Raw genomic sequence first — 19,330 nt, 5'->3', positions numbered from 1 at the left:
TTTTATCGTTTTAATGTAAAATGACCGTTAAATTTTTGGTTATCTATAATGATGAGATACCAATAATCATCACTTGGCAAGTTGGTATTATTATACGTTCCGTCCCATGAAAATGCTGCATTTCTAGAGTTTTTAAGAAGTTTTCCATATCTATTAAAAATGGATACCTGCGAATTTGCAAAAAATTCAATCCCCTTTAAGTCAAATTCATCATTTACACCATCATTATTTGGCGTGAAAAACTTAGGGATATAAAAGTGAATAAACTGTGTGGTATCTGTTCCGCAACCATTTTGTTCCCTAACATAAAGCGTATATAAGCCCCCTTCTATGTCTTCAAAAGTATTGCTAGGTTGAAAAACATTACCGTTTATGGAGTATAAAAAATCTCCAGAATTTGTGGTAGTCATTATAATGTCATTTCCATCTGAAATGACGCTGTCAATCACAGGCGTATCAATTTGATTAAGTTCGATTGTTTTAGTTACCGTACAATTACCATTACTAACAGCTACGGTATAAATGCCTGGTTCACTAACCTCAATGGTTTCTGTAATGGCTCCTGTACTCCATAAATAAGTCACTGTTGCAATATTCGCATTCGCTTCTAGAATAATTGTAGTGTCTTCGCAAAACGATAATATGTCATCTTGCACTTGTGGGGTTTCAAAATATTGTAGTCTAATTTCAGTTCTAGATAAGGACTTACAACCTGCTGTTACTGTTTCCGCTTCAGCATAAAACACGCCTTCATTTGCTGGATTATACGATGTACTATTTGCTTGAAGCAGATTACCACCAATTGAAGCATCATACCAATTCGCTATAACACCATTTGGCACAGACACCGTGAGTGGCATGGTCTCATTTTCACAAATTAAAACATCCCCGTTATTGACTGGTGCTTCTGGAAATGGAATAATATTTATTTCGAAGATTTCTGATATGGAATTACAGGAGGCGTTAGATACATTTACAGCATCTTCCGCAACTAAAGCTCTATATAAAATAGTATTGCTTACCGCTGGAACGGTATACGTATTATTAGTTTCACCTGAGATATCTGTCCAACTAATCCCATCTGTACTTTGTTGCCATTGATAAAAATGCGATGAGAATATCGAGAAATCTGGCACCACTGTCAACTCCGTTGAGAAAGGAATTTCATCTTCACATAAATTAATCTCAGTTTGTCCGGCAGTGTCTTCCACTATAATATTATCTCCACAGGTTTTAAACACAATATCGTCAATTCCTAAATCGTTTCCGCAACCGCCAACACCGTTATTCAGCATTTTTAAAATAATATTTGTTTGACTAGGTAAGGTTTTAAACACCAAAGCATATTGTTCCCAATTGGGGCTTGAAGTACCACTTATACTTCCTGTATCGCCACTTGCTAATAAATTTGTATCCGTACTGTCCCATATTTCAAATTTTACATTTATCGGTATTCCTGCTCCTCCACAACCCGAGGAGGGCAATAAGTTAATCAGCCACGATGAGAACTCATAGGTTGTATTTTCACAAAGACCTGTGATGTTGGTTCTATAAAATTCTCCAGCGGTAAAGTCGGCATTTACAATAAGTAATCTCCCATTGGTATCGTTAGGCGTGTGATCTAGAATATCGTGCCAACCAAACCAATTGGTGTTGTTGGACACTTGATAAAAGCCATCGTTTGGTGAGGTTGCCCTAAATGTATAAGTCGTTGTGCCGTCTGGTAGAGCAACTGCGGTTGAACCCGTTCCAAATTTTTCCGTGAAAATGGGATCGCCAGAGTTTCCACCACAAAAACCTAATTGTGCATTTATTTTTAGAATTGTTATACTCGAAATGATGAATACTAATAATGTTTTATTTTTACCAAAAATCATGAATTTAATTATGAGCTAAATGGTTAGAAGAATTATGATTACGCTATATTAATAAAAACTTTAGCAAAACTAGGTCACATATTAAAATATAAACCCCTACAAAAACAATACAACCTATTAAAATGATACATTTTAAACCTTATTACGCTGTCATCTTCACTTCTTCACAGAGTAAGCATACCAACGGTTACATAGAAATGGCTAACAAAATGGAACTGCTGGCAAAACAACAAGATGGTTATTTAGGGATGGAGAGTGCTAGAGATTCCCTTGGAATAACGGTGAGTTATTGGGAAAGTTTAGAAGCTATAAAAAAATGGAAACAACAATCGGAACATTTGCAAGCTCAATTAAAGGGAAGGGAAGATTGGTACAATTGGTACCATGTTCGAATTTGCAAAGTGGAGCGCGAATATGAATTTACAAAAGTAGAATCTACAATCTGATATAGGTTTTAATCATATCATGATCAGATTTAAAACTATTAATTTTATTAGTCTTAAGAATTTTTAAATCTTTTGACACCCAAATATGGTCTAAGCTCAAAATGGGAAGATTATAAAACCAGGTTTCCCTTAAACCATTTCCTTTTTCAGAAAAAGCGCTATTGAAATGAGTTTTAAACGGTTTCATAAATAAGGATTCTATTGGCACATTAAAATCTCCCATTACAATAGTATTATCTGTTGGCTTTACAATGGAATTGACCAGTTTATATCCCCAAGATCTCGGCACATCTGTGCTCCCCATTATATCCACAACATGAAAGTTGGTTTCAAATGTTTTAAAACTTACCACAGAAGTTCGATGTTTTGACTGGGTTTCTAGCTGAATATCAATTGGGGCTTTTGAAAAAATATAAATAGCATTAATGGATTCGTAGAAATGATATTCGGGATATTTTGATTGAAAAACTGACAGATTATTCTCTTTTGATTCTGACAAAACCATAACATCTGGCACACCATTATTCTCTTCAAACGCTTCTTCAAAGCCATTATCCCTTGAAGCATTCCAGAAGACAATTTCTTTGTCAGACCTTTTAATATTCTCAGGGAAATTAATTTTCAAACTCCGCCCAAACCAAAATATCAATAATATGCCTGCTGCATAAAGGTTAACCTTTCTAAAGGCTTTACCTAAAAACAACGCTAAAAATAAAATGATGCCTACAATAACAGGCAGTGGTAGAGCGTAAAAATATATAGCTGTTTTAAAGGTCGTATCCTTAATCACAAAGTGAATCAGTAATAGTGCAATAATGATTAGCACATTTACTAAAAAAATAAGGGTCTTTACTATTCTAAGCATTTACCTAAGCGGATATCCTTTTGCTGCCCACCATGGGTGAATTTCAATTTTCAAACGCCCTGCTTTTACCATAGGATCTGCATTTGCTAAACTATCTGCCGTTTCAATATCTGGCACATTGTAAATCGTGACCCCTCTTATATCACCGTTATCACCAAAAGGCCCTGAAATATCGGCATAACCTAGCTCATACATTTTAGTTAAGTGCGCCATGTGTTCTTTTTGCAATAAGGCGACCTCTTCTTCGTTTTGTGATTTTATGGGACCTCGTTTTAAAAATGCAATAAAGTATTTTTGCATTAAAATAGTGTCTTGGGATTTTTCGTCTACATAGTCAAAAATTTCAAAACCTTGAGCCTTTAACTCTGTTCTAAGCTGATTTGTTGATTCTTTTTGAGGTTCAACAATAGCTTCCTTAAAAATAGTGTCTCTTTCCTTTTTAGAAATTGTGGTATTTACATCATCCTCCGAAACCGTTGTTTTGGAATCGTCTTTACATGCTACTAATATGATTGAGATCATAACGACTCTGAATACATTTTTAATTATTCCCATGTGCTGTAAGGTTTTTTGCTTAATTGCGAATTGTAATATTTAATAGTTCCGGTCACTTCTTTTCCTAACCATTTCGGTTTTGTAAAGGTTTCCTTTTCATCATTCAGTTCCACTTCGGCGATAACCAAACCTTTGTTTGTCCCATGGAACTCGTCCACTTCAAAAATATGGTTTTTTAAGCGTACTTCATAACGTATTTTATCAATAACACCATCTTCACATAATTTTAACAGGGCTTCAGCATCTGTTTTAGAAATTTCCTTTTCCCACTCAAAACGGCTCCGTCCATCTTTAGAAGATATTCCTTTAACTGTCAAAAATCCTGAAGAACCTTTAATCCGCACACGAACCGTTCGCATTTTATCGGTGTTCAAAAACCCTTGAATAATCCTTGTGTTTTTAAATGCTTCCGCTTTGTAAGCTGAAGACCTTACTAGAAATTTACGTTCTATTTCTATCATGATTGATAGGCTAATTCTTTAATTACATCTGACGGAATACGATTGAGATTATACTCGTTATTTGATAGCCAAATCATGCAGTCCACAATTTCCTCTGGTGCAATAGATCTATATTTTTTTAACTTGCCAAAAAGCAACGAATTGACGAGTGACATAACTTTTTTAGCCACCAATTCTCCAAATCGCATCTCATTTCTATCGCCACTAATTAATGACGGTTGCAAGATGTAACAATTCTTGATATCATATTCTAAAACGGCATCTTCCATTTTACCTTTTGTAGCATTATAGAACACTTTACTTGCCTTATCGGCTCCCAATGCTGAAATTACAGCCAATGTATTAATTTTATTTTGCGAACATAACTTTGCCACAGTCACGGGAATACCATAATCTATTTTATAATAGGTGTCCTTATCTGGAGTTTTAGATTTTGTTGTACCAATGCAGCAGAATACTTCATCTGCCTTAAACTCGTTTTTGTAGTGCTCCAATTCAAATAAATCAACAAGATATTCTGTTATTTTATCATGTTGGATTCCACAGGTCTTTCTGCCGAATAAAATAATAGCATCATATCTAGAATCTTTAATTAAAGCCTTTAAAAGAAGTCCGCCTGTTAGTCCAGTAGCACCTAAAATAATAGCAGATTTTCCCATAAAATATTTTGATTCTCTTTATTTAAGAAGTTATAAATTTACAGTATGTCTATGACTTTACCAATACGCAAAATAATTCATGTTGATATGGATGCTTTCTATGCTTCTGTTGAGCAATTGGATAATCCAGACTTAAAAGGGAAACCTATTGCTGTAGGCGGTGGTGGTGTGCGCGGTGTGGTTAGTGCCGCCAGTTATGAGGCCAGGGAATTTGGTGTTAAAAGTGCTATGGCTGGAAATTTAGCGGCCAAATTATGCCCTGAACTTATCTTTATAAAACCTCATTTTGACCGATATAAAGCTATCTCAATAAAAATTAGAACTATTTTTTTAGACTATACCGATTTGGTAGAACCGCTATCATTAGATGAAGCGTATTTAGATGTTACTGAAAATAAAAAAGGTAATCCAAGTGCGAGCTTAATTGCTAAAGAAATTAGACAACGCATTTTAGATGAAGTCGGATTAACAGCGTCTGCTGGCATTTCCGTTAACAAATTTATTGCTAAAATAGCGAGTGATTATAATAAGCCCAATGGTCAAAAAACAGTAAGTCCAGAAGAGGTTATTAAATTTTTGGAACGCTTAGAGATTCGGAAATTTTACGGGGTTGGAAAAGTGACGGCCGAAAAAATGTACCAAAAAGGCATCTTTACGGGCTTAGACATAAAGTCTAAGTCTATGGAATATTTAGAGGAGCATTTCGGAAAATCAGGCCGCTATTATTATCACGTGGTTCGCGGGATTCATAACAATGAAGTAAGCCCAAATAGAATACGGAAATCCTTAGCTGCAGAACGTACTTTTAGTGAAAATTTATCGAGTGAGATTTTTATGCTTGAAAAGTTGAACCATATTGCTGAGGAGGTTTCAAACCGATTGATTAAGAGTGACGTTGCTGGAAAAACGGTGACCTTAAAAATTAAGTACAGCGATTTTACATTGCAGACACGTAGCAAAACGCTGCCTTATTTTATAAGTGATAAAAGTGTTATTCTGGACACAGCCAAAGATTTATTATACCAGAGTAAATTAAATAATTCGGTGCGGTTGTTGGGGATTTCTATGTCTAACCTCAATACTGAAACTAAGAAAAAGGAGGAGCCAAAAAGTGTGAGTGTGCAACTGAAGTTTGAGTTTTAATCCGGTTTTATTCTTTTAGATTTCTTTTGAATTTGTGAGAAAAAAATTATAATTTCGTTTTATTTGTGATATAAAACGTGAAAACGATTTTTTAACATTATAGTTGACAAAATTTATAAATATATGGATAGAACTGAAAATCTTTTAAATGCTAACACTATTTCATTTGGAGATATAATCTCTGGAGATAATGTTTACCAAGTTCCATTGTTTCAACGAGATTATTCTTGGAAAGAAGATAATTGGGATGACCTTTGGTTAGATATTAATTATTAATAATGCTTTATCCTCGAATACTAGGCATTATATGGGTTCAATAGTACTGATTAGAAAAAGCAAGAAAAATTTAGAGATAATTGATGGCCAACAAAGATTAACTACACTAAGTATTCTAGCACTTAGTTGTATACGATTTATAAATGAACTCATTGAATCTGGAGTCGATAAAGAGGCAAATGAAGAAAGAAAAGATATTTTAATGAGAAAGTTTGTAGGTTTTAAATCTGCGAAATCTTTAATGTTTTCTCCTAAATTACAGCTCAACAAATTAAACAACCCAATATATACTTCCTACTTGATACAATTTCATCGTGTACCTAACGCATCAAAATTAGTCAAAACAAACAAATCTTTGGTTGCGTTAGCGATTGCAATGGCATCCTTTTTTCCTGTTTTGTGACTTGAGGCACCCAAGATCAAAATTTCATAATTTCAAGAATCTTAGTTTTGCTTTCAGATAGTTGTAGCAGTTTAGATTTGACTTCCTTTGACCGTGGAAGTGCATAGGTTAATTGTTGTATATCGTTGATTTCTAAAATTGCTTTTTCGATAGAGATGCCTGTTTTATTTAGACATAGTCTTCTTTCAAGTTCCTTGTATAGTGTGTAAGCCATGAAGCATATGCATATGTGGGCCTTTATACGACCATTTTTTCTGTGATATATTGGTCTTGCCCGTAGGTCTGATTTCGATATTCTAAATGCTTTTTCCACAGTCCATAAATTAGCATAAGCCTTTATTACTTCTTTAGGGTCTAAGTCCGTGTTGGTGTTGTATCCTTTCAGCCCATCCCATTTACTATCCGCTTTATATCTATCATAATCAATTTCAACCTTTGTGTCCCCTTCTAGTTTGAGATACTTATTGTAGCCCCGGTTATTGATACTTTCCTTTGTTAGCTTTCCCGTGGCTACCTTCTTCTTCAGTTTTGTTAGACCTCGTTTCCTATTAAACTCATCTTTTCGCTGCCGTTTGGTGCTGAATGAGACTACTAAGCGTCCTTTACTTGTTATAAAATCGTGAGGCTTGGTTTCTGGGATGTTCGCTTCTAATATCAAGTTTCTGATATCTTCTTTTTCACTTTTTACCCGACCGCCTAAAATATATCGAAAACCTTCTTCTTCAAGTTTCTCAATGTTCTTTTTTGAAAGTAAGGCAGCATCTGCAACGACTATGGGTTTTGCTATCGCGTAGCGTTTACATATCTGTTCAATGGCAGGTACCAGTGTTTTAGTCTCAGCTGTATTACCTTCAAAAACTTGATAAGCAATCGGGTAACCGTTCGTACTCACCAAAAGACCAATCATGATTTGAGGGTGCTGGTGTTTACCGTCTTTGGAATACCCTATCTTTCTTAACTGATCTTCTTTGTCTGTTTCAAAGTACAATGTGGTCATGTCGTAGAATACTAGACCGATCTGATTGTTCAATATTTTCTTGGTGTAGTTAAATGTGATGCCCTGTATTATATTGATGACAGGTTCAGTAAGCTTGTCCATGTACCTATAAATTGCATGCACTCCCACATCAACCTTTGCATGTCGATGCAGGTACTCTACAGTACGCAACTTGCTACCGGGCATGACAAGGCGGCTGATGACAAGTGCTTTTAGATACTCTGTATCCTTAAGAGAACTTTCATAGCCCACAGTGTTGAACAACGAACCGAAAACCAAATCCGGTCCTATCAACTGGATATTTTCATTGTATAAAGAGGAAACAAATGCATCAATTGTAAGATCTTCCGATTCAATGAATAATGAAGGTTGTTGGCTTAGCTTGTCTATCTCAAAATTAGCAATCCGTTTAAGCAAATCTACCTCTTGGGATGTCCGTCCGACTCCAACAGTTTGCAATATCTTATTTCTTCTCCCCTCTTTTTTAAGAATCTGAATACTAAACGAGCCACTTTTATTCTTTTTCTGACGTACAAACATGTCATAAATATACACATTTGAACGGGCGAGGCACCCATAACAATCATTTGAAAATTGTAACATAACTCATTGTTAGATAGTTACAACTTATTAATTTGGATGGTCACAAAACAGGAGCTCAACAAATTAAACAACCCAATATATACTTCCTACTTGATACAATTTCATCGTGTACCTAACGCATCAAAATTAGTCAAAACAAACAAATCTTTGGTTGCGTTAGCGATTGCAATGGCATCCTTTTTTGAGGCGCGAGAAAAAGATATAATGGAAAGCGCGACCCACTTTTTTTGAAGTGGGTAACGCCCAAATTGGTTTTTTAAAAATTACAGTTCGTAATCTCTGTAACGCGCAGTGTGTTTACCATCCCTTTATCTTGAATTGGCATGGCCGCTAAACTTATAAGCATATCGCCTTCTTCTAGAAAACCTTTTTTACAGGCCATGGCATTAACATCTTCAATGGTTTCGTCTGTACTTACAAACTTATCGTAATAGAAAGCCTGCACGCCCCAAAGTAAACTTAAACGGGTTAATATTCTCTTATTGGAAGTAAACACAAGAATATGACAAGAGGGTCGCCATGCTGAAATTTGGAACGCTGTGTAGCCACTATTTGTTAATGTTGAAATGGCTCTGGCGCTAATTTCGTTCGCCATATTAGCAGCGTGATAACATATCGATTTTGTAATGTACCGGTTGGTACGAATGTGTGGCGGTAATTGTGGTACTTTAATTAAATCTGAATCTTCGACACTTTTTAAAATATCGGCCATTTGCTTAATCACTTGCACAGGATAGCTCCCGACAGATGTTTCACCGGATAACATAACGGCGTCTGCGCCATCCATTACGGAGTTCGCCACATCATTAACCTCAGCTCTAGTTGGTGTTAAACTGGAAATCATGGTTTCCATCATTTGGGTGGCAATAATAACCGGGATTCGTGCTTTTTTGGCACGCAATACCAATTGCTTTTGAATAAGTGGTACTTCCTCTGCGGGCACCTCTACACCTAAATCACCACGAGCTACCATCAAACCATCACAATGACTGACAATTTTATCTATATTTTCTACAGCTTCTGGTTTCTCAATTTTTGCAATGATGGGAATTTTATGATCACTGTGTTCATTTATCAAATCACGCAATTGCATTAAATCTTCAGCATGACGCACAAAGGACAAGGCAATCCAATCTACTTTTTGACCAATGGCAAAAATAGCATCTTCAATATCTTTCTCAGTTAAAGCGGGTTGTGAAATGTTTGTATTTGGAAGGTTTACCCCCTTTTTGGATTTTAAAGGACCGCCCTGAATTACTTTGGCCTTAACTTCGCTTTTCTTATCGGTTGACACGACTTCAAAAATTAGTTTTCCGTCGTCTAAAAGGATGCGCTCTCCTGGTTTAGCGTCTTGCGGAAACCGATCGTAAGTCATGTAAACACGTTCTTTTGTGCCTTCAAAACGTTTGCCTGTTGCAAAAATGATTTCGTCATTTTCATGGACAACCACTTCTTCTTTCATAACGCCTACACGAAGTTTCGGGCCTTGTAAATCGCCTAATATGGATGCATTATAACCGTATTCATCATTAAGTTCGCGTATCATCTTGATGCGATCAGTGACATCTGCATAATCTGCATGTGAGAAATTAATTCTAAATACATTAACACCTTCATCTAACATCCCTTTTAATATGTCCTTTGTACTTGATGCTGGTCCTAATGTGGCTACTATTTTGGTTTTTTTTGTTGTTGGCATTAGCTAAAAATTAAATTGTCCTTAGATCTTAATTGATCGGTGTTTATACTATAAGCAGTTGCAATTTGTGGTATGCTTAATATGGTATTAAGAATAAATTTTTCTTTATTAGATCCATACTCATTCTCAATTTTCAAAAAATAATTGACCCGTTTATATTCTGGTATCAAATAAAATGTTTTGGTAATTTGATTTTGAGTATCAAATAATGATTCGAAATTAACTTTTTGGAGACTGTCTGTCTTACAAATATTGGAAACCAAATTCCACGTTGTTAACTGTTTTTTATCTTCCCATTCGAAAATAGAATAAGACGATTTCCCATTATTAAAATCTAAATCTGATGGCTTTCTTATAAGATTGATACCAATATGCTTGTTAAGCAAATATGCTAAACGATAATCTTCAAGAGTACAATGAACTGCAATTAAAGTGAATGTTACTTCTTCAAAAACATCATCTAGAATAAGTTTGTGAACCGCCATAACTTATATTAAACGGTGTAAATATAGTATATAAAAAATTGAGAATTAAGAAGTTTCACGTATTCTTAATTAGAAACGCAACGCAAACGTTGTAGTAAATAGGTTTAAAAAAAGGGGTCAAATCATCTTAGACATTCTACTTTGGAACGCAAAAAACGCCCGTTTTGAGGCCTTCTCTTCTGCCTTCTTTTTTGAAGTGGCACGGGCTTTAGCGACGATTCTATCGTCAATTGATAATTTGACAGAAAAGTGTCTAACGTCATCATTGCCCGAATCTTCATAGACATGATATCCAAATGTTTTCTTTTCTTTTTGACACCATTCAATAAGCAGACTCTTATAGCTTATCACTTTGCCTTCTAAAGTAGCTATATCTACATAAGGGATAATAACGCGTTGGTATATAAATTTTTCACAGTATTTGTAGCCTTTATCTAAAAAGATTGCGCCTATAAGGGCTTCAAATAAATTACCATGAATATTGTCTCCAAACTGGCCTGGAGAAATCTTACTTACTACTAAATTTATTAAGCCTAAATCTCTACCTAATTCATTTAAATGCTCACGACTCACAATTTTAGATCGCATTTTGGTTAGGTAGCCTTCATCTCCACTAGGCACTTCTAAATATAAATGAGAGGCTATTACGCCACTAAGCATCGCATCTCCTAAAAATTCCAAGCGCTCATAATTAATAGCATTGCCCTTGCTATCTCTTATGTTCATGGAGCGGTGTGTAAATGCCGTTTTATAAAATTTTTTCTCTTTTGGTTTAAACCCGAGAATTTTAGTTAATTCCATAAAAAAATTCCCGTTGCGTTTTGAACGGGAATTAAATATGTTACGAATGTTTTTCATCTGATAATTAATATTTCACTTTTAACGTCAGATGTAATAAACCATGTTTCATTTTACTGTAAAAATTAATTTATCGTTATGGTTTATTTCATTCGGGATTCAATCTATTTTCTTGAACAATACACAAGCGTTGTGACCGCCAAATCCAAATGTATTACTCATGGCTACTTTAACATCGCGCTTTTGCGCTTTGTTAAGCGTTAAATTCAATTCTGGGTCTATGTTCTCATCATCGGTTGTATGATTTATTGTTGGTGGAACCATACCATGTTCCATTGCCAAAATAGCCGATATCGCTTCTATAGCTCCTGCAGCACCCAATAAGTGCCCAGTCATAGACTTTGTTGAATTGATGTTTATATGCTTTGCATGGTCACCAAATATCTCTGAAATTGCCTTAAGTTCTGCAACGTCGCCTAAAGGTGTAGAAGTTCCATGGGTATTAATATGGTCTACGTCTTCAGGTTTAAGCCCTGCATTTTCTAAACAATTTTTCATTACTGCTATCACACCAATACCGTCTGGATGAGGTGCTGTCATATGATAAGCGTCAGAAGATAAACCTCCTCCAACAAACTCGGCATAAATTTTAGCTCCTCTAGCCTTGGCATGTTCGTACTCTTCTAAAACAAGAGCGCCTGCTCCTTCCCCAAGCACAAAACCGTCTCGCGTGCCATCAAATGGACGTGATGCCGTTTCTGGACTTTCGTTTCTAGTAGATAACGCGTGCATGGCATTAAAACCTCCCATACCAGCAATGGTTACAGCTGCTTCACTTCCGCCAGTTACAATAACGTCACAATGACCTAACCGAATGGAGTTTAAAGCATCAAACATAGCATTTGCCGATGAGGCACATGCCGAAACCGTGGTATAGTTTGGCCCCATAAAACCGTATTTTATGGAGATATTTGCTGGCGCAATGTCAGCAATCATTTTCGGAATAAAGAAGGGGTTAAATCTTGGTGTTCCATCCCCAGCAGCGAAGTTCAAGACTTCTTCCTGAAAGGTTTCTAAACCACCTATTCCTGCTCCCCATATTACACCAACACGCAACTTGTCAATCTCGTCAAGATTTAATTTGGAATCTGCTATAGCTTCATCTGAAGCTACCATAGCATATTGCGCAAATTTATCCATTTTACGAGCTTCTTTTCTATCTAGAAAATCAGTTGCATTAAAGTTTTTTAATTCGCAAGCGAACTTTGTTTTAAACTTTTCGGTATCATAATATGTTATAGGCGCAGCACCACTTTTACCACTAATTAGCGCATCCCAAAATTCATCTTTGGTATTGCCAATTGGTGTTAAAGCGCCTAATCCTGTGACTACAACTCGCTTTAATTCCATAAAGTCCTTTGCTTATTTTGCAGCTTCTATATATGATATAGCTTGACCAACTGTAGCAATATTTTCAGCTTGGTCGTCTGGAATTTGGATATCAAATTCTTTTTCGAATTCCATGATTAATTCTACAGTATCCAATGAGTCTGCTCCTAAATCGTTTGTGAAGCTTGCTTCAGTTACAACTTCATTCTCATCTACTCCCAATTTGTCCACGATAATCGCTTTTACTCTTGATGCAATGTCTGACATAATCTTTTAATTTTAAGTTTTAATTAGTTGGCAAAAATAAAAAACTTTATTTCTAAAACACACCTTTACTATAAAAATGTGGTTGTAATTTACTAAAATAACATTTAAGTATTTCTATTTTACCTACTAATTGTTAATAATTATTCTTTTTTTTGTTTGAACAATTTAACATCCTGTATGTATAATGAAATGTGCTTGAAAAATTTTGCTGAACATTCTTTTGAAATCGATTTACGAATACAGTCTGATATGAATTTAAGATCTTAAACAGATGAAACGTATTGTAATTTTTGCGTCCGGAAGTGGTACTAATGCTGAAAATTTAATAAAGTTTTTTCACAACAGCCATAATGCGTCTGTTATTCAGATACTTACTAACAATCCCCATGCCAAAGTTTTAGAACGTGCTAAAAAACTTAAAATCAGTGCGTTATCCTTTAATAAAATAGCTTTTACAGAAACGAATGATGTCTTGCATATTTTAAAAGCAGCCCAACCAGACCTGATCGTATTAGCTGGTTTTCTATGGAAATTTCCTGAAAGTATTTTGAACGAATTTCCTAATACCGTTATAAATGTACACCCTGCTTTGCTTCCAAAGTATGGCGGAAAAGGCATGTATGGGATGCATGTGCATAAAGCCGTTGTGGCAAATAATGAAACCGAAACAGGCATCACCATTCATTATGTAAATAAACATTATGATGAAGGGGCAATTATCTTTCAAGCATCCTGTGAAGTAGATTCTGCTGATACTGCGGAGGATGTGGCAGCCAAAATTCATGAATTGGAGATGGAGTACTTCCCGAAGGTTGTAGAAAAAATTCTAAAAAAAGACATTTAGTAGCATTTATATAATTAGAGTCTACACAATAATGGCAAATGAGTAAAAAAAAGTCGAAATATTACACCGTTTGGAAAGGGCACAAGTCAGGCGTTTACGAATCCTGGAACGACTGCAAAGCACAAATAAAAGACTTTCCAAATGCGCAATACAAATCATTTGCAACTTTTGATGCCGCAAAACAAGCTCTAAAAGGCAATTGCTTTGATTATGTGGGTAAAAACAAAGCTTTTAAAAGTGACTTATCTCCTGAACAACTCAAAAAAATTGGGCAACCCAATTTGAATTCTATCTCGGTAGATGCCGCTTCTAGAGGAAACCCTGGGGTTATGGAATATCGTGGCGTCGACACAAAAACGAAAAAACAGCTATTTATCCAAGGTCCTTTTGAAGAAGGCACCAACAACATTGGCGAGTTTTTAGCCATTGTTCACGGTTTGGCACTTTTGAAAAAAAATAATAGTAACAGAATTCTATATACAGATTCAAGAACCGCAATGAGTTGGGTGAGAAAGAAAACCTGCAACACGAAATTAGAACGCAATGCCAAAAACGACACCCTTTTTCAATTGATTGAACGCGCCTTAGATTGGTTAAAAAACAACACGTATAAAACGGTTATAGTCAAGTGGGAAACTAAAGCTTGGGGTGAGATTCCAGCAGATTTTGGAAGAAAGTAATTATTGCCTCCATTTTAACCAAACAGTTAATGTAAGATCAGTAATATTTGTTCCAACACTTCCAATTCTAGCTATTAAGTAATCCCCTGAGTTGACATCAATATTTAATGTGGTATCTATGTACTCACGAGCGCTTAAATTATACGTTGTTGAACTAACAACACTCCCTCCATTTCTAATTTCTAAAGAAAACTGCTTTGTGGAATCACCGTTACGAGCCCTGGCAGATATATGAACAATCGTAGCGTTCATTGGGATTAGTGCTCCACTATTTTGATTTGCGAAGTTGCCCATAAAACGCAATACCTCACTGGTTCTGCTACCTGTTCTACCATAAAGCAAATTAAAGGTTTCAACACTCAACCACTTCCCACGGGTGTTATCATACAAATAAAGTTTATCACCAATAACGGAAAGTTGTCCGTCTACCGTCCCTACCGGAGCAGATTGCGGATTTAATTCCAAAGCTGGAATCCCAGTGTTGGTCGTTTCAATTTCTAGTTCTGCCGTTGGAGTTGTAGTACCCACTCCCACTTGAGAAATTAATGAACCCGAACAAAAAAAACAAACCAACAGCATTCGTGCTGTATGTTTCATTATATTGTTTAATAATAGCAGTTTCCTAAAAGAATCATTCTTATTAGGTTTTAAAATATTATTTCAAAAATCAAAAATTGAATAGAGAGCTATGGCTATTAATATTAGAGAGAATACCCTCTACATCAAGTTTTTAATCATTACAAATATAATAAAATATTGGCAAAAAAAAGTTAATGCCGTGGCAGTTAAAAAACTTATATTTGCACAAAATTATCAGAACTCTTTTATGAGCAAATTAGTCATTGTAGGCACCGTAGCATTTGATGCTATTGAAACGCCTTTCGGTAAAACCGATAAAATATTAGGTGGTGCAGCAACTTACATTGGTTTATCTGCCGCTCAATTTCAAGTAAACTCTTCCATCGTATCTATTGTTGGTGGCGATTTTCCTCAAAAACATTTAAATTTATTATCTAATAAAAATATTGATATTTCTGGAATAGAAATCGTTGAAGATGGCAAAACATTCTTTTGGAGTGGGAAATATCACAACGATATGAACTCTAGAGATACGCTTGTTACAGAATTAAATACCCTAGCAGATTTCAATCCTGTGGTTCCAGAAAACTATAAAGATGCTGAAGTTGTTATGTTAGGTAATTTACATCCGTTGGTACAACAGAGCGTCTTAGACCAAATGACAACTAAACCAAAAATGGTGATTTTAGACACTATGAATTTTTGGATGGATTGTGCACTTGATGATTTACATAATGTGATTAAAAATGTAGATGTTATAACCATTAATGATGAGGAGGCTAGGCAACTAACTGGAGAATATTCATTAGTTGTGGCTGCCAGAAAAATTCACACGATGGGACCAAAATATGTCGTAATTAAAAAAGGAGAGCATGGCGCGCTTTTGTTTTATAATGAACATGCATTTTATGCACCTGCTTTACCCTTAGAAGAAGTATTCGATCCTACAGGAGCTGGTGATACATTTGCTGGTGGTTTTGCTGGATATATTGCCAAAACCGGTGATACCTCTTTTGAAAACATGAAAAATGCCGTCATATACGGGTCAACCCTCGCCTCCTTTTGTGTGGAGAAGTTTGGCACCCAGCGCATGGAAAATCTATCGAGTGATGAAGTGCAAAAGCGCTTAATGCAGTTTAAGCAACTCACTCAATTTGAAATACAATTAACATAATAACAGCGCACTCTAAATTAGGGTGCGTTTTTAATTTAATAAATATTCCAAAATCATTTTATTTGGAAACCAAAATTTATCATATCTATTAAGACTAAAATTTTATAGTTTAAAACAATGAGTGATTATCTAAAACACGAGTGCGGTATTGCGGTTATTAGGCTTTTAAAACCGTTAGAGTTTTACAAGGAAAAGTACGGCACTGCTTTTTATGGTGTGAATAAAATGTACTTGATGATGGAAAAGCAACATAACCGTGGTCAAGATGGTGCAGGGTTTGCAAGTATTAAGTTAGATACCAAACCTGGCGAACGCTATATAAGTCGAGTCCGTTCTGTGGCACAACAGCCCATTCAAGATATTTTCGCTCAAATAAACGAACGCATCAATAAAGAGATTACAGAAAACCCAGAATATGCCAACAATGTAGCCTTACAGAAAAAGCATATTCCTTATATAGCCGAAGTATTATTGGGCCATGTGCGCTATGGGACTTTTGGAAAAAATAGCGTAGAAAGTGTTCATCCGTTTTTAAGACAGAATAACTGGATGCACCGGAATTTGATTATGGCAGGTAACTTCAACATGACCAATGTTAAAGAGCTGTTTAGTAATTTAATTGAATTAGGGCAACATCCAAAAGAATATACCGATACCATTACCATAATGGAGAAAATAGGTCATTTTTTAGATGATGCGGTAAGTAAAATTTACAAAGATTTAAAAAAGGAAGGCTATAATAAACGAGAAGCTTCTCCGCTTATTGCAGAGCGCTTAAACGTGGCAAAAATTTTAAGACGTGCTGCAAAAAACTGGGATGGTGGTTATGCGATGGCAGGCCTTATTGGTCACGGTGATTCATTTGTATTAAGAGATCCCGCAGGTATTCGTCCTACTTACTATTATCAAGACGACGAGGTGGTGGTTGTGGCATCAGAGCGCCCAGTGATCCAAACCGTTTTTAATGTTAAATTTGAAGATGTTAAAGAGTTAGAGCCCGGACATGCCCTAATTACCAAAACATCTGGTAAAGTATCCATAAAAAAAATATTAGAGCCCTTAGAAAGAAAAGCGTGTTCATTTGAGCGCATCTACTTTTCTCGCGGAAGTGATGCCGAAATTTACCAAGAGCGAAAAATGCTGGGGAAACTCTTAATGCCTAAAGTACTTGAGGCCATTAATGACGATACAAAAAACACTGTGTTCTCATACATTCCAAATACAGCAGAAACATCCTTTTATGGTATGATTGAAACTGCCGAAGCGTTTATCAATACTAAAAAGACCAATGCTATACTAAAAGGGCAGCGTTCATTATCTGCAGAAAAAGTTACAGAAATTTTATCTGAGCGTGCACGTATTGAAAAAATAGCCATTAAAGATGTTAAGCTAAGAACCTTTATCACAGAAGATAGCAGTCGTGACGATTTGGTAGCTCACGTTTATGATGTAACTTATGGCGTTATCAAACCTACCGACAACCTGGTGATTATTGATGATAGTATTGTTAGGGGTACCACTTTAAAAATGAGTATCTTAAAAATGCTTGACCGCCTAAACCCAAAGAAGATTATAGTGGTGTCTTCTGCGCCTCAAATTCGGTATCCAGATTGTTATGGTATAGACATGGCTAACTTAGAAAGCTTGGTGGCCTTTAGAGCGGCTTTAGAGTTATTAAAAGATACTGGTAATTATAGGATTGTAGAACAGGTTTATAATAAGTGTCTAGAGCAAACCGAATTAGAAGACCAATATGTGCAAAACTTTGTCAAGGACATTTACGATCCTTTTACTGATGAGCAAATTTCAGATAAAATATCTGAGCTATTAAGTAATGAAAGTATTCGTGCAGAAGTTAAAATTATTTTTCAACCCGTAGAAAACCTACATAAAGCCTGTCCTAATCATTTAGGTGATTGGTACTTTACAGGCAACTATCCAACAGTAGGTGGAAATCGTGTTGTTAACAGGGCATTTATTAATTTTTATGAAGGCAATAAAGAGCGTGCCTATTAATTGTCTGAAAATGTTAAATTTGTCACTTTATCTATAAAAATTACATTTAATCTGATATTAATGCATTTCGTCTAAAAAATAGTCAGGTTGTCTAAAATACACATAAATTGGTCTCACCATAACATAAGTAGGTTAAGTTCATGGTAGATTTGGGGCAAAAAAAGGTGAACTTCTGTTCGCCTTTTTTTATGCGCTTTAATGTCGCTTAAAGTTAAACTTCCTTATTCATTTTTTGCTTTGTAAAAATTCATAAACTTCGCTTAAGCCAATATATTCGCCGTTTGACTAAAATATTTTATCAGTCTTAGCTACTGCCATATATTTGAATCACCATAACATAAGTAGGTTAAGTTTATGGTAGATTTGGGGCAAAAAGGTGAACACTCGTTCACCTTTTTCATTTTAAATATTTTAGTAAAATTTATAGTGCATAAAAAAATCGCCTAAAAAGTTAGGCGATTTATATTTATAAGAATACTACTGTTATTTTGACTCTGCAGCGTATCTTCTCTCTACTTCATTCCAGTTAATCACATTAAAGAAGGCATCAATGTAATCTGGCCTTCTGTTTTGATAATTTAAATAGTAAGCGTGTTCCCAAACATCTATGCCTAAAATTGGAGTGCCTCCACAACCAACACCTGGCATTAAAGGATTGTCTTGATTGGGCGTCGAACATATGTCAATGTCTCCCCCCTTTTTCACACATAACCAAGCCCAACCTGAGCCAAATTGTGTAGCGGCAGCCTTACTGAATTCGTTTTTAAAGGCGTCAAAGGATTTATATTTTGTTTCAATAGCATCCTTTAAATCGCCAGATAAACGCCCTTTATTGTCTGGATTCATAACAGTCCAAAACAACGAGTGGTTGTAAAAGCCACCACCATTATTTCGCACCGCCTTATTGTCCATATCTAAATTAATTAAGATATTTTCAATAGTTTTTCCTTCTTCATCGGTGCCTTTAATAGCATCATTTAATTTATTTGTATATCCTTGATGGTGCTTAGAGTGGTGTATTTCCATAGTGCGCGCATCAATGTGAGGCTCTAAAGCGTCGTAAGCATATCCTAATTTCGGTAATTCGAAAGCCATAATTTTTTGTTTTAATGAA

General features: G+C 35.5%; 21 protein-coding genes. 8 read left to right on the top strand and 13 right to left on the bottom strand.

The genetic code is table 11. The annotated features are described in order from the left end of the window. Nucleotides 1-2: 2 nt before the first annotated feature. On the bottom strand, nucleotides 3-1,877 hold the full coding sequence (locus tag FAF07_RS08670) for a T9SS type B sorting domain-containing protein (protein ID WP_142784730.1): 1,875 nt from the start codon (nucleotides 1,875-1,877) through the stop codon (nucleotides 3-5). 122 nt (nucleotides 1,878-1,999) lie between these two features. Here FAF07_RS08670 and FAF07_RS08665 point away from each other — a divergent pair, with 122 nt between their 5' ends. Beyond that, entirely contained in the window at nucleotides 2,000-2,323 is a 324-nt protein-coding gene (locus FAF07_RS08665) for an antibiotic biosynthesis monooxygenase family protein (RefSeq protein ID WP_142784729.1), read from the top strand. On the opposite strand, the gene FAF07_RS08660 is transcribed toward FAF07_RS08665, so the two are convergent. Genes FAF07_RS08660 through FAF07_RS08645 form a run of 4 tightly spaced genes read right to left on the bottom strand, consistent with a single transcriptional unit; the run spans nucleotide 2,313 to nucleotide 4,863 of the window. Continuing rightward, the gene (locus FAF07_RS08660) at nucleotides 2,313-3,188 is read right to left on the bottom strand and encodes an endonuclease/exonuclease/phosphatase family protein (protein ID WP_142784728.1); all 876 of its coding nucleotides are present in this window, start codon (nucleotides 3,186-3,188) and stop codon (nucleotides 2,313-2,315) included. The two genes, FAF07_RS08665 and FAF07_RS08660, sit on opposite strands and share 11 nt — an antisense overlap. Continuing rightward, on the bottom strand, nucleotides 3,189-3,743 hold the full coding sequence (locus tag FAF07_RS08655; protein ID WP_142784727.1) for a YciI family protein: 555 nt from the start codon (nucleotides 3,741-3,743) through the stop codon (nucleotides 3,189-3,191). It abuts the gene before it with no gap. Next, entirely contained in the window at nucleotides 3,734-4,204 is a 471-nt protein-coding gene (locus tag FAF07_RS08650; protein WP_142784726.1) for a CYTH domain-containing protein, read from the bottom strand. The genes FAF07_RS08655 and FAF07_RS08650 overlap by 10 nt, the downstream gene beginning before the upstream one ends. Beyond that, nucleotides 4,201-4,863: an NAD-dependent epimerase/dehydratase family protein gene (locus tag FAF07_RS08645; RefSeq protein WP_142784725.1), complete on the bottom strand. Its 663-nt coding sequence runs from the start codon at nucleotides 4,861-4,863 to the stop codon at nucleotides 4,201-4,203. Before FAF07_RS08645 ends, FAF07_RS08650 begins: the two co-directional genes overlap by 4 nt. A gap of 45 nt (nucleotides 4,864-4,908) precedes the next feature. Here FAF07_RS08645 and dinB point away from each other — a divergent pair, with 45 nt between their 5' ends. The 3 genes from dinB (at nucleotide 4,909) to FAF07_RS08630 (ending at nucleotide 6,685) form a co-directional block, all read left to right on the top strand. After that, nucleotides 4,909-6,006 (top strand): DNA polymerase IV, encoded by a 1,098-nt coding sequence (gene dinB, locus FAF07_RS08640; protein WP_142784724.1) that lies wholly within the window; start codon nucleotides 4,909-4,911, stop codon nucleotides 6,004-6,006. A gap of 123 nt (nucleotides 6,007-6,129) precedes the next feature. Further along, a complete protein-coding gene (locus FAF07_RS18970) occupies nucleotides 6,130-6,282 on the top strand; it encodes a GmrSD restriction endonuclease domain-containing protein (RefSeq protein WP_142784723.1) in 153 nt (50 codons plus the stop codon). 31 nt (nucleotides 6,283-6,313) lie between these two features. Further along, nucleotides 6,314-6,685, top strand: a complete 372-nt coding sequence (locus tag FAF07_RS08630) for a GmrSD restriction endonuclease domain-containing protein (protein WP_142784722.1) — start codon at nucleotides 6,314-6,316, stop codon at nucleotides 6,683-6,685. 16 nt (nucleotides 6,686-6,701) lie between these two features. On the opposite strand, the gene FAF07_RS08625 is transcribed toward FAF07_RS08630, so the two are convergent. The 6 genes from FAF07_RS08625 to FAF07_RS08600 all read right to left on the bottom strand — a co-directional run bounded on the left by FAF07_RS08625 (nucleotide 6,702) and on the right by FAF07_RS08600 (nucleotide 12,923). Further along, on the bottom strand, nucleotides 6,702-8,285 hold the full coding sequence (locus FAF07_RS08625) for an IS1634 family transposase (RefSeq protein WP_142783905.1): 1,584 nt from the start codon (nucleotides 8,283-8,285) through the stop codon (nucleotides 6,702-6,704). A 256-nt stretch (nucleotides 8,286-8,541) separates the two neighbouring features. Further along, nucleotides 8,542-9,984, bottom strand: a complete 1,443-nt coding sequence (gene pyk / locus FAF07_RS08620; RefSeq protein ID WP_142784721.1) for a pyruvate kinase — start codon at nucleotides 9,982-9,984, stop codon at nucleotides 8,542-8,544. Then, entirely contained in the window at nucleotides 9,984-10,469 is a 486-nt protein-coding gene (locus tag FAF07_RS08615; protein WP_142784720.1) for an IPExxxVDY family protein, read from the bottom strand. Before FAF07_RS08615 ends, pyk begins: the two co-directional genes overlap by 1 nt. A gap of 117 nt (nucleotides 10,470-10,586) precedes the next feature. Next, nucleotides 10,587-11,327 carry a ribonuclease III gene (gene rnc / locus FAF07_RS08610; protein ID WP_142784719.1) on the bottom strand — a complete coding sequence of 247 codons (741 nt, stop codon included), beginning with the start codon at nucleotides 11,325-11,327 and terminating at the stop codon, nucleotides 10,587-10,589. Nucleotides 11,328-11,426: 99 nt separating this feature from the next. Then, nucleotides 11,427-12,677, bottom strand: coding sequence for a beta-ketoacyl-ACP synthase II (gene fabF / locus FAF07_RS08605; RefSeq protein ID WP_142784718.1), 1,251 nt, complete (start codon nucleotides 12,675-12,677; stop codon nucleotides 11,427-11,429). A 12-nt stretch (nucleotides 12,678-12,689) separates the two neighbouring features. Further along, nucleotides 12,690-12,923, bottom strand: coding sequence for an acyl carrier protein (locus FAF07_RS08600; RefSeq protein ID WP_007647141.1), 234 nt, complete (start codon nucleotides 12,921-12,923; stop codon nucleotides 12,690-12,692). A 271-nt stretch (nucleotides 12,924-13,194) separates the two neighbouring features. On the opposite strand from FAF07_RS08600, the gene purN reads away from it, so the two are divergent. Both purN and FAF07_RS08590 read left to right on the top strand, forming a co-directional pair. After that, complete coding sequence (purN, locus tag FAF07_RS08595) at nucleotides 13,195-13,767, top strand: phosphoribosylglycinamide formyltransferase (protein ID WP_142784717.1); 573 nt, start codon at nucleotides 13,195-13,197, stop codon at nucleotides 13,765-13,767. Between the two features lie 38 nt (nucleotides 13,768-13,805). After that, nucleotides 13,806-14,447: a ribonuclease H1 domain-containing protein gene (locus FAF07_RS08590; RefSeq protein WP_142784716.1), complete on the top strand. Its 642-nt coding sequence runs from the start codon at nucleotides 13,806-13,808 to the stop codon at nucleotides 14,445-14,447. On the opposite strand, the gene FAF07_RS08585 is transcribed toward FAF07_RS08590, so the two are convergent. Next, nucleotides 14,448-15,044, bottom strand: coding sequence for a hypothetical protein (locus FAF07_RS08585; protein ID WP_142784715.1), 597 nt, complete (start codon nucleotides 15,042-15,044; stop codon nucleotides 14,448-14,450). Between the two features lie 229 nt (nucleotides 15,045-15,273). Here FAF07_RS08585 and FAF07_RS08580 point away from each other — a divergent pair, with 229 nt between their 5' ends. Together FAF07_RS08580 and FAF07_RS08575 are read left to right on the top strand one after the other, a co-directional pair. Next, nucleotides 15,274-16,200 carry a PfkB family carbohydrate kinase gene (locus FAF07_RS08580; RefSeq protein ID WP_142786574.1) on the top strand — a complete coding sequence of 309 codons (927 nt, stop codon included), beginning with the start codon at nucleotides 15,274-15,276 and terminating at the stop codon, nucleotides 16,198-16,200. A gap of 117 nt (nucleotides 16,201-16,317) precedes the next feature. Beyond that, a complete protein-coding gene (locus FAF07_RS08575) occupies nucleotides 16,318-18,216 on the top strand; it encodes an amidophosphoribosyltransferase (RefSeq protein ID WP_142784714.1) in 1,899 nt (632 codons plus the stop codon). Nucleotides 18,217-18,699: 483 nt separating this feature from the next. Here FAF07_RS08575 and FAF07_RS08570 read toward each other — a convergent pair whose 3' ends face one another. Next, on the bottom strand, nucleotides 18,700-19,311 hold the full coding sequence (locus FAF07_RS08570; protein WP_142784713.1) for a superoxide dismutase: 612 nt from the start codon (nucleotides 19,309-19,311) through the stop codon (nucleotides 18,700-18,702). Nucleotides 19,312-19,330 lie beyond the last annotated feature (19 nt).

Source organism: Changchengzhania lutea (genome assembly GCF_006974145.1).
Lineage (GTDB): Bacteria > Bacteroidota > Bacteroidia > Flavobacteriales > Flavobacteriaceae > Changchengzhania > Changchengzhania lutea.
The sequence above is the reverse complement of the archived record's forward strand: the minus strand, read 5'-3'. Positions and strand labels throughout refer to the sequence as shown.